Origin of the sequence: Microcoleus sp. PH2017_12_PCY_D_A (assembly GCF_020738565.1) — a bacterium.
Classification (GTDB): Bacteria; Cyanobacteriota; Cyanobacteriia; order Cyanobacteriales; family Microcoleaceae; genus Microcoleus.
This window is the reverse complement of sequence record NZ_JAEQCI010000152.1, coordinates 1-11553: the sequence shown is the minus strand read 5'-3', so window position 1 is coordinate 11553 and position 11553 is coordinate 1. Positions and strand designations below refer to the sequence as shown.

Sequence of the window (11553 nt, the reverse complement as noted above, 5' to 3'; positions counted from 1 at the left end):
TTCTGAGGACTAAAGTCCTCACTACAAACGGGTAATTTGGTTTGTAGTCAGGACTTTAGTCCTCTCTTTTTTCTGAGGACTAAAGTCCTCACTACAAACTTATAATGGTTATTTTACTTTATGCAGGAGCTATAACGGCCAAAGCTTGGGGAATCACTCGGAATTTTGCAGGCGTGTGAGTTGTGATTTCACCGTCGGTATTAATCGGACGGCGCTTACTGGTATTAATCTCAATTTCTTGAGCGTGCAAGGCGCGAACGTTAGGCCAACTCGTATGATTTCCTTTCTTCATAGCCGGCAGCAAAGCAATTATTTCCGACCAATGTTGTGTTTCCAAACTGTACAAATCCAGCCGCCTGTCGTCGATTGTGGCATCTTCGGCAACTGTCATGCCGCCGCCGTAATAGCGGCCGTTGCCGATCGCAATTTGAATTGTTTTAACCTTAAAAGATTGGTTGTTTACCTTAATTTCTGCTCGGAAGGGTCGCGCTGACACAATTGTCTGCCAAGCAGTAAAAGCATAAGCTAAAACTCCCCAGCGCTGCTTCACGTCTTTAGTCAGCCGCTGGGTAATTTCCACGCTCAATCCCAAACTCGCTACATTAAAAAAATGCTTGCCGTTCACCCAACCCAAGTCTATGAGCCGAACTTTACCGCTGGCAATTACTTGACAAGCTGCGGATAAATCTGTAGGAATTTCCAGAGTGCGGGCTAAATCGTTAGCAGTTCCCATCGGCAAAATACCCAAGGGCAATTTAGTGTCTATCAAACCTTCGATGGCGCTGTTGAGAGTGCCGTCGCCACCGCCGATGATTACTAATTCTACTCGATTTTGGTAGCGCCGAATTGTGTCGGAAAGTTCGCGGGCGCGGTCTGTTGATTCTACAATTAACTCAAAACCCAGTGCTTGCAATTCTACAGTGGCTTGAGATAATAGCTTTTGCCCTTTTCGGGAGTGCTGGTTTACTAAAAGTAGAGCTTTTTTCATGTGGGAATTGAGAATTGGGAATTGGGAATTGGGAATTGGGAATTGGGAATTGGGGATGGGGGATGGGGGATGGGGAATTGGGAATTGGGAATGGGGCATTGGGCATTGGGAATTGGAAATGGGTAATTGGGAATGGGTAATTGGGAATTGGGAAAAGTAATTAGGTCATGGTTGGGTGTGGTTGTTTTTATCTGGGTTGTCTAAAATCTGTGTAAACTGCGAAATGAGTTTTTTAAATTAAGAATATTACAAGTTGATGACTTAAGTGCATGATTTTAATGCTTTAATTACATTTTACCACGGGTGAGAGATTGACATTAATCTCAAATTATTGATAATTGTAGCAAAAGATTGCTGGAAAGTATCTGGCATTCTGCGCTAGCTGTCATCTACCTTAAAGAAGCTAAATTAAATTTATGTCTGATATTTTAGAGCAAGCGCAAGCTGCTGCCGATCGCCAAAACTGGCCTCTTGTAGTCGAATGCTTGCAGCAAGTGACAGCAAACAGCAGTCAGCAGCCGGAAAAACATATTTTAGAACAAGCTGTAAGTTTAGCAATACAAGCCTTAGAATGGGGTGATTTTCAAGACCGCTGGGAAATTGCTAAAGTATTGCCCAATCTGGGAAATGGCGCGATCGCACCTTTAATTGCGGTGCTCGAAGACGAAGACGCAGATACAGAGCCCCGGTGGTTTGCCGCCCGCATCCTCGGCAAGTTCCATCGCCCAGAAGTGATGCAAGCTTTAGTCAAATTAATCGAAAATTCCGATGAAGAATTGAGCCAAATTGCCGCCGAAACCCTGGGAAATTTCGGCACGAGTGCGATAGAATCCCTGACAACTCTCCTACAGCAGGAAGACTCGCGACAGTTTGCTACAGCAGCCCTCGCCCAAATTCGGCGCCCCGAAATTATTCCACCGCTGTTGAGTGTAGTCACAGATTCTCAAGTTGCAGTGCGCGCCCACGCAATCGAGGCTTTGAGCAGCTTTCACGACTCCCGCATCCCGCCGGTACTGGTAGGTGCACTCAAAGATCCGGCGACAGCAGTTAGAAAAGAAGCCGTGCGAGCTCTGGGAGTGCGCGCCTATTTAGATGCAGAATTAGATTTGGTGAAGTTGCTCAAACCTTTGCTTTGGGATATCCGTTTAGAAGTTTGTCAGGAAGCTGCGATCGCACTTGGGCGACTGAAAACCGATGCTGCGGCGGCGGCTTTATTTGAATTGCTGCGATCGCCCGCAACTAACTTTGAATTGCAAATCGAAACTGTGCGCGCCCTAGGCTGGAGCGAAACCGCAGCCGGTTTAGAATATTTGCAAATAGCGCCGATCGGGCGATCGGCTCAGTCCGCAGAACCGGGGGAATTGACAAATAGCGATGCCTTGCCAATTCATAACATTAATCCTGCTGTTTGTCAAGAGATTGTCGCTGTTTTGGGGCGAGTGGAAAAGCCGGAATTAAAAGCGAAAGCTGCGGAAATTGCGATCGGTTTGCTAGAGGGCAATCATCCGGCCGTGCAGTCTGCTCAAATCAAACAATCTTTGGCTTTAGCGTTAGGACAATTAGGAGATATTAGAGCGCTAGATGTGTTGATTCAACTGTTGGCAGATGCCGACAACAGCGTCAGGCTGCACAGCACGGCAGCTCTCAAACGGCTGGGTGCGGCTGCCAAACAGGAATTAGAATGTTTAGTTAAGCAAGAAGGTCTCGAACCAAGATTGAAACAGGGAATTGCGATCGCCCTGCAAGAATGGCAGGAGAATTAGTTTGTAGTGAGGACTTTAGTCCTTATTTTTGAGGACTTTAGTCCTCACTACAAACACGTTTATGTAAAAAATTGCTGGTTTGTAATGAGGACTTTAGTCCTTATTTTTGAGGACTAAAGTCCTCACTACAAACACGTTTATATAAACTTTACCTCTGCTCGATCGGCAATCGCACCCCGAAAGTCGAGCCGAGTCCCAGGCCGGGACTTTCTGCCCAGACATTGCCGCCGTGGAGTTCCACGAGATGGCGGACGATCGCCAATCCGAGTCCCAGCCCGCCGTAATTGCGCGTAGAACTGCTGTCAGCTTGGCGGAAGCGATCGAACACAAACGGCAAAAACTCCTTGCTGATGCCAATTCCCGTATCGGTGACGGCGATCGCCACAGAGTGAACTGGAGACGGAGACAACATAGCGCTACCCGCTGTTCTCGGTTCCCCCTCCTCCGAGAGCCTGATTTCCACGCGACCAGACGGCGGCGTAAACTTAATGGCATTCGAGACCAAATTCCACACTACCTGCTGCAAGCGAGTAGCATCGCCCCTAACCAAGCTCACCCCTTCGCCATAAAAACTCGCCAATTCAACTCCCCGAGATTCCGCATCAGGGCCCAGTGCCTTCAGGGCCGTTTCGACAATCCGCACCAAATCCACCGGGTGCAGCTTCAAACACACTTTGCCGCTGACAATCCGGGAAACGTCCAGCAAATCCTCAATCATCTGAGTCTGCAACCGGGCGTTGCGCTCGATCGTCTCCAAACCCACAGCCGTTTTTTCGGGACTCAACTTGCGCTGTCGCAGCATCTGGGCCCAGCCGGAAATCGCGTTCAGAGGCGTCCGCAACTCGTGAGAAAGCGTTGCCAAAAACTCGTCTTTAATCCGATTCGCCTCCGCTGCTTCCCGGTAAAGCCGCGCATTGTCGATCGCCACCGCCGCATCCCGCGCCAAATCCGAGAGCAAAACCAAATCGCCCTCGCCGCAGCGGCGGCCGGACTCCCCGCACAGCAACGAAATCGCTCCGATGGTCCGCCCGCGAGCGATCAGCGGCACGCAGATTGCTGACAGCGGGCTCTGGTAGCACAGCACTTCCAGTAATTCCCTGTCCGATAGCACCGCCTCGATCGCCCAATGCGGTATTTCTGGGTAAAGCTTCGGCTCCCCAGTCCGCAGCACCTTTGCTACTCCGTGGCGTCCCTGGGGGTCTACCGGCAAGCGGCGGTCGATTTCCCACAGCAGAGAGACTTTGCTCGGATCTGAGTGAGCAACTGCTTGCAAGCCGATCGAGCCGTCGGGCTCGATTAAGTGCACGCAGCACCAATCCCCCAGCCCCGGTACTGCTAAATCTGCCAAACCTTGCAGCGCCTCCTGGTAATCGAGGGAAGCCGACGACAGCACAGCCAAAGCTCGGGCGCGGAAATCGGCTGTGGCGGCCGATCGGTGGCGATCGTCAATATCCGTACAAGTCCCGAACCACTTGAGGATGTTTCCCTCCGCATCCCGTACTGGCATGGCGCGACCCAGATGCCAGCGGTAAACCCCGTCAGATGCGCGTTTAAAGCGGTATTCCACCTCGTAGGTCTCCCCCGTATGCACCGAGTTATTCCAGCGTTCCAGGCAATTTTCCACGTCATCTGGATGCAAAACTGGCTGCCACCCCCAGCCTTGAGTTTCCTCTAGGGTCATGCCCGTATATTCAAACCAGCGCTGGTTGTAGTAGTCGAGCCAGCCGTCGGGCCAAGCAGTCCAAACTATTTGGGGGATAGTTTCAGCGAGGACGCGGTACAACTGTTCGCTGGCTTCGGCTGCGCGGCGGGCGGTTTGTTCCCGCGCCCAAGCCTGATTTCGCTGTTCTTCGGCTTCTTTGCGATCGCTGATGTCGCTAATGGCACCGATCCATTTCCACGGATTGCCTTGTTTGTCAAGCAGGACTTTGCCCCGATCGATCCAGTGGAGCAAGCGGCCGCCGGAGCACTGCACGCGGTATTCCTGAAAAAATGGGGCGGTAGAACTGTCTGGCGCGCTCAAATATCGATCGACTGCGACAGAGACTCGATCTCGGTCTTCCGAATCCACAATACTGTTCCAAGCTGCTCTCGTCCTCGGAAATCTGCCTTTTTCGTACCCCAAAATTTCATCCACACGACCGAACCACAGCACGATACCGGTCTCGATATCCCATTCGTAAATCAAATCGCTAGCACTTTCTGCCGCAATCCGAAACCGCTCTTCTGACTGTCGCAGCACTTCCATAAAATTAAAGCGTTCCGTCACCTCCAAAACCAGACACAGCACCGATATCAACTGTCCCGAATCGCTGTAAAAAGCCGAATTGTGCCACTCGCAGTGCACCAAAGAACCCGACTTATCATAATTGCTGTTGCGAACGACATTGCACCGTTCGTGTTGGTTTTTTAAACTATCAATTGCCGCTTGTACATCTTTCACATCGCCGTCAAAAATAAAGTTCCATTCGCTAAAATGCTTGCCTAAAACTTCTGTTGCCTTCCACCCAAAAATCTTTTCAGCAGCCGGAGACCACCCGCTGAGGCGAAAATTTTCATCCCACTCAATCACCGCTAGGGGCGTATTTTCAAAATGAGAAGTGAGTTTTTGCAGGGCGTCGCGCAGGGATGCTTCTACTTGCTTGCCTTCTGTAATATCGCTGAAAGAAATAGCAATGCCGTCGCCCAATTTAACGGTCACAATCCGAAACCAGCCGACAATGCCTTCGCTGTTGTAAGAAATCTCGGTATTGAGGGGAATTCCTGTTTCTACAACTTGCACGTAACGGTCGAACAAACCGCTATCTTTATGACCCGGCAGCACTTGCAGCAATCGCTTGCCGGTTAATTCTTCAGGAGTGCTTTGCTGAATTTTGGCCGCAGCGGGATTGACGTATTCCCATTCAAAATCGACAATTTGGGATTCGTGGCGAAGGCTGCGGAACACGTTAAATCCGTCTAGAGATAATTCCTGAAAAGCGCGAAAGCGTTCTTCGCTGGCTTGCAGCTTGTTGGCAATTTCCAGCAGCAGGAGTTGTTGGACGGACTCCGACTGCGCTATTTCTAGCAGCAATTGCTGGTTGATGGGATCTCGTTCGGCGGTGAGGGATGGGGCGGGTTTTTTAATGGCCCAGCCAGCTTGCGGTCGATCGGCCTTTTGAATTTCCAGCGCTGTATTTGCTGCTAATTGTGTCGCCCGCCCCGCAGCCAACACTCCCGAAAGCGAGGGCATCAGTTCTGCCGCAGCCCACACAGAAATGACAGCGGTAACGGCGGCGAGCAAACTTGACAGCCCGTAACTGGGATGCACCAGCATCCAAACTTGCATCAGGTGAGTTGTCCCGCCGCAGAAAAACCCGAGTCCCAATAGGACAAAACCCTTGCTCAAAGGCACGTCCCGCTGCTTCCTGGCCAAGTAGATCAGCATCGCTGGAATGGAGTAATAAGCCAAGGCAATTAACAAATCGCTAACCGCGTGCAGTCCCACTAACTGCGATTGCCACTCTTCCCATCCACCTTGGGGCATAAAATTGTGGTTGAATGACATAATCTTAAGAAAATTCTGCATTTCGCCTTTCCTGTGCGATCGATCGTACTTGCACTTGTGTTGCTGACCTGCTAATTCCTAGTCTATACACAAAAAAACCGAAAACAACAGTCACTTTAGGCAGGAGATGAAAATTCATCAGAAGTTTCAACCGGGCGGCAAGATTCGGACATTTATTGACAGTAATAGGGAGACTCAGGTACTATAATAGTAAAAAATGTCCGCTCTAAAATGCTACATTTAAATTTTTTATATTTCCAAAAAACTCAGCTAGAGTCATTGATTAAACCACTAGGACTGTGCAGTTCATTAAAGCTGTTTCTTGCCAACTTAAAAACCTCTAAGGCCCAATTTTGCTTAATTATACTTTTTCAGATAGATGAGGTACGTTGTTGGGATGCGATCCCTCTTGTTGGGATGCGAGCCCTCTTATGGTGATTGTATAGTAAGCGAGGTCGCATCAAAAACCTTCTTCTGAGAACTGCTATAAATTGTTTTGTTGATAAAATTGCCTATTCATATCATGAATTCAATATAGGAGAATGGGATATTCTAAGTCTAATTTGGCTAAATAAATCCTAACAGAGCAAGTTAATTCGTAGAGCCAAGCATCCGCGCCTTTGGCACCGGAATCCAAACTAATCTGTACCTGTATCAAGGTGTACTAAATTGTTCTACTAAATCGGTTAATGTCTCTAATGTCTCTGACGATCGCCCAGTCAAATTTCTCAAACCATCTCGAATTAAACATCCATGCGCTTAGAGCAGCTTCAAGCATTTCTTTCAGTGGCCCAAACCGGTAGCTTTCAGCAAGCGGCCCGGAAGTGCGGCGTTACCCAATCGACTATTAGCCGTCAAGTGCAGGGACTTGAAGCGGAAGTGGGTTTGTCGCTGTTTCACCGCACCGCCCACGCGAAGCTGACTGTGGGAGGGGAACGCCTGTTACCTCACGCTCGCAAAATCTGTCAGACTTGGCGAAATGCTGCTGAAGAATTGGGAGACTTGCTGGCGGGAAAGCAGCCGGAACTTTGCGTGGCTGCGATTCACTCGGTTTGCGCTGCTTATTTGCCGCCTGTGCTGCAAAGGTTTTGCCGCAACTATCCTGAGGTGCAGTTGCGCGTGACATCCCTGGGAAGCGATCGAGCTTTGAAAGTTCTCAAAGACGGTTTGGTGGACATCGCGATAGTGATGAACAACCGCTATTTTACTCAAGCCCCGGAAATGTTGGTTGAGGTGCTCTACAATGAGCCGATCGAGGTATTGATGGCGGCGGGTCATCCCCTCGCCCAGTACGATCGAGTACCTTGGCCGGAATTGATTTGTTACCCGCAAGTCGTGTTTAAGGACGGGTACGGAATGCAGCGCATGGTGCAAGAGCAATTCGGACGCATGGGTGCTAAACTTCATGCTGTTTTGGAACTCAACACTCTCGATGCTTTTCGGGGTGTGGTGCGCCAGGGAGAATTGATTGCTTTGCTGCCGCATTCAGCTTTGCTAGACGCTGCGGGCGATCGCACTTTAGCAATTCGGTCGATCGCTCAAGAAAGCGCAAATTCCAAGGTTTCGGCGATCGGACAATCGGCGATCGATCCGACTTGGACTCGCGAAGTCGTGTTAGTCACAACTCACGATCGAATGCAAATTCCGCCGATCGCCCATTTCTGGAATCTGGTACGGGAACTTGTGCCACCACGTGATGTCATCAAAGTAGTAAAATCCGGAAATTAATACCATTTTAGATTTGAGATTTGAGATTTTAGATGGGCTGTGACTGATAACATAATGGCTGAGAAATTGCCTACAATTGCATTTTTATTGACAAATGGTATAATTCTACAATTTTAAATTTAAAGTTCAGAACTTTAAATTTAAAACAGCTTAATTATTCCCAATTACCAATTCCCAATTTCCTGGGCGGGCCTTCTTCCCAATGCCCTGGGAAGGCCTTCTTCCCAATTCCCAATTCCCAATTCCCAATTCCCAACTTCAATAATTATGAGTGACGCATTTAGAGAATTGCTGCGAAAAATTGGCAGCGGAGTACACACAGGAGAAAACTTAACTCGCCAGCAAGCAGCAGCAGCCACGCGAATGATGCTGCTGGGAGAAGCAACACCGGCTCAAATCGGAGCTTTCATGATTTCCCATCGCATCAAACGGCCCACCGGGGAAGAATTAGCCGGAATGCTGGATGCCTATGAAGAATTGGGGCCAATGCTTGCGCCTCCCAACCGAGAAAAAGGATTTGCCGTTTCTAGTGTCGCCGTGTTTGGCGTAGCCTACGACGGGCGATCGCGCACCGCTCCAATTAGCCCAATAACCGCCCTAATATTAGCCGCCGCTGGCGTCCCAGCCGTCATGCACGGGGGGGACACAATGCCAACCAAAGAAGGCATTCCCCTGATTGAAATATGGCGCGGTTTAGGAGTTGACTGGAGAAAACTCCGTTTAGAAAAAGTCCAGCAAGTGTTTGACAGTACCGGTTTAGGTTTTGTTTACCTTCCCAAGCATTTTCCTCAAGCTGCGAGTTTAGTTCCCTACCGCCGCGAAATCGGCAAACGGCCGCCTTTTTCGACAATGGAATTGATGTGGTGTCCCTGCGCCGGCGACGTTAACGTCATCTCAGGCTACGTGCACCCGCCTACAGAGGGTATGTTTCAAGCAGCCTTCGAGTTGCGGGGAATCAAAAATTATACCACAGTCAAAGGATTGGAAGGAAGTTGCGACTTGCCGCGCGATCGAACTGCAATTATCGGAATTGCCAAGCCGGGAGCCGAGTTCGAGCGACTACTTTTAGCCCATGGAGATTACGGTTTTAGCAGCACAAATCCCGCCTTTGAATCAGCATCTGAGTTACTCAAACAAATGCAAGAAGTATTGCTCGGAAAACCCTCAGAATTGATGCAATCTGCTATTTGGAACGGCGGATTTTATCTGTGGCGCAGCGGAGTTTGTTTGGATATGAACTCGGGTTTGATTGAGGCAGAAACTTTATTAAACAGCGGTCAAGTCGTGCAAAAACTTGAGGAACTTAGCAAAGCCGTTACTGCTTTGAATTGAGTATAACCAATCAGGTGTAGTGCAGCGCACCCTACACCGATAAAAAAATCTTCTTTGTGACTAATAACTAATGACCAATGCCCTGGGAAGGCCTTCTTCCCAATGCCTTCTTCCCAATGCCTTCTTCCCAATGCCCCATGCCCCATGCCCCATGCCCCATGCCCCATCAAAAAATTGCAGTAATTGTGCTCGCAGGCGGTCAAAGTTCGCGGATGGGTACGGATAAAGCTCTCCTAGAAATTGAGGGTAAAAGCCTGTTGCAGCGGGCGTGTGAGGTTGCAGCAGCCCTAACGCCACAAGTGTATGTTTTGACTGCTTGGCCCGATCGCTATCGATCGACCTTAACCGAACCATCCCAATTTCTGGTAGAGTACAATCCGGGCACCGGCCCCTTAGTCGCACTGACTCAAGGACTGACGGACATTTCTGCCGACTGGATTTTACTATTAGCTTGCGATTTGCCCTTATTAGATTCCCGAATCATTGATAATTGGGCGAGCAAGTTAACAGAGTTTCCCCCATCTACCTTAGCAGTTGTCCCCTATCAAAATTCGCGCTGGGAGCCCTTGTGCGGCTTCTACCGCCCACAATCTCTGTCCAGTTTGCAAAGTTTTATTGAAAAAGGGGGACGTTCCTTTCAAAAGTGGTTAAATCAAATCCAAGCAATCCCTCTACCCGTAGGCAAACCAGAAGCACTAATGTTATCGAATTGCAATACATTAGAAGAGTTTCACCAATTAAAAGGTAAAATAGTTAACGGTTGACTAATAACTAATGACTGTTGACTAATAACTAATGACTGTTGACTAATGACTAATAACTAATAACTAATAACTAATAACTAATGATTAACGAATATTGGTTACTCGATCGCGAAATCACATTCCTCAACCACGGCTCATTTGGAGCCTGTCCGATTCCCGTACTGGAAGCACAAATTAGTTTTAGAGAACAACTCGAAAGAGAACCATTGCGCTTTTTAATGCGAGAATTTGAGCCGCTGTTAGATAATGCCAGAAACCAGTTAGCCGCCTTTATCGGTGCGGGTGAGGAAGAGCTAGCGTTTGTACCGAATGCTACCACTGGAGTCAATGCCGTTTTGCGATCGCTCTTTTTTGCTCCAGGCGACGAATTGCTAACCACAAATCAGGAATATAACGCCTGCCGCAACACACTAGATTTTATCGCAGAGCGCACAGGAGCTAAAGTAATAGTAGCAGAAATACCATTTCCCATTGAATCGCCAGAACAAATTATTGCTTCAATAATTAAGTGCATTTCCCCGCAAACAAAATTAGCATTATTAGACCACATTGTCAGCCAAACAGGCTTAATTTTCCCCATCAAACAGTTAGTAGGCGAATTAGCTAATCGCGGCGTGGATGTATTAGTAGACGGAGCTCACGCGCCGGGAATGGTAGCACTGAATTTAGAAGAAATCGGCGCCGCTTACTACACAGGAAATTGCCACAAATGGCTGTGCGCGCCGAAAGGAGCAGCTTTTCTGTACGTGCGGCGCGACAAACAAGATAGCATTCGGCCAACTACCATCAGTCACGGCGCCAACTCACCGCGCGCCGACAAATCGCGCTTTCAACTAGAATTTGACTGGATGGGAACAGTCGATCCAAGTCCCTATTTGTGCGTCCCTGTAGCCATTGATTTCATGGGTTCTTTGTGGAGTGGTGGCTGGCCGGAATTAATGGCAAAAAATCATGCTTTAGCATTGGCTGGGAGACAAATATTAGCAGATAAATTAGATTTACCGTTGCCTTGTCCCGATGAAATGGTAGGTTCTATGGCAGTTGTACCCCTTGCAGATTCCAACTCCCATGCAGCTACAAATGGAGGAATTCCACCCTTGCAAGAAGCGCTGTGGCAGATTTTTAAAATAGAAGTACCAGTGATTCCTTGGCCCGATGCTAGCAAGCGGTTGGTGAGAATTTCCGCTCAATATTATAATACCTTACCGCAGTATGAATATTTAGCTAAAGCGCTAGTGGAGCTAACAGGAATATCAGCGGCAGATTCCACCCAAAAAACATAACATTACTACCAAAATTCATAGGTTCGTAGTGAGGACTTCAGTCCTATCCCTAGGAGGTTCGTAGTGAGGACTTCAGTCCTATCTCTAGGAGGTTCGTAGTGAGGACTTCAGTCCTATCTCTAGGAGGTTCGTAGTGAGGACTTCAGTC

At 48.6% G+C, this 11553-nt stretch carries 8 protein-coding genes; 6 read left to right on the top strand and 2 right to left on the bottom strand.

The annotated features are described in order from the left end of the window. Positions 1-118 precede the first annotated feature (118 nt). Positions 119-988: a lipid kinase gene (locus JGK39_RS29855; RefSeq protein ID WP_293298484.1), complete on the bottom strand. Its 870-nt coding sequence runs from the start codon at positions 986-988 to the stop codon at positions 119-121. On the opposite strand from JGK39_RS29855, the gene JGK39_RS29850 reads away from it, so the two are divergent. Both JGK39_RS29850 and JGK39_RS29845 read left to right on the top strand, forming a co-directional pair. Beyond that, positions 987-1148, top strand: coding sequence for a hypothetical protein (locus JGK39_RS29850; RefSeq protein WP_293298481.1), 162 nt, complete (start codon positions 987-989; stop codon positions 1146-1148). The two genes, JGK39_RS29855 and JGK39_RS29850, sit on opposite strands and share 2 nt — an antisense overlap. Positions 1149-1404: 256 nt before the next feature. Beyond that, on the top strand, positions 1405-2751 hold the full coding sequence (locus tag JGK39_RS29845) for a HEAT repeat domain-containing protein (protein ID WP_293298478.1): 1347 nt from the start codon (positions 1405-1407) through the stop codon (positions 2749-2751). 148 nt (positions 2752-2899) lie between these two features. Here JGK39_RS29845 and JGK39_RS29840 read toward each other — a convergent pair whose 3' ends face one another. Beyond that, complete coding sequence (locus JGK39_RS29840) at positions 2900-6319, bottom strand: PAS domain S-box protein (RefSeq protein WP_293261251.1); 3420 nt, start codon at positions 6317-6319, stop codon at positions 2900-2902. Positions 6320-7051: 732 nt separating this feature from the next. On the opposite strand from JGK39_RS29840, the gene JGK39_RS29835 reads away from it, so the two are divergent. From JGK39_RS29835 to JGK39_RS29820, 4 genes are all read left to right on the top strand, one after another. Next, positions 7052-8026 carry a LysR family transcriptional regulator gene (locus JGK39_RS29835; protein WP_293261248.1) on the top strand — a complete coding sequence of 325 codons (975 nt, stop codon included), beginning with the start codon at positions 7052-7054 and terminating at the stop codon, positions 8024-8026. 267 nt (positions 8027-8293) lie between these two features. Further along, the gene (locus JGK39_RS29830) at positions 8294-9358 is read left to right on the top strand and encodes an anthranilate phosphoribosyltransferase family protein (protein WP_293261245.1); all 1065 of its coding nucleotides are present in this window, start codon (positions 8294-8296) and stop codon (positions 9356-9358) included. Positions 9359-9516: 158 nt separating this feature from the next. After that, the gene (locus tag JGK39_RS29825; protein WP_293261242.1) at positions 9517-10122 is read left to right on the top strand and encodes a molybdenum cofactor guanylyltransferase; all 606 of its coding nucleotides are present in this window, start codon (positions 9517-9519) and stop codon (positions 10120-10122) included. Between the two features lie 80 nt (positions 10123-10202). Continuing rightward, a complete protein-coding gene (locus JGK39_RS29820) occupies positions 10203-11405 on the top strand; it encodes an aminotransferase class V-fold PLP-dependent enzyme (protein ID WP_293298475.1) in 1203 nt (400 codons plus the stop codon). Positions 11406-11553: the final 148 nt, after the last annotated feature.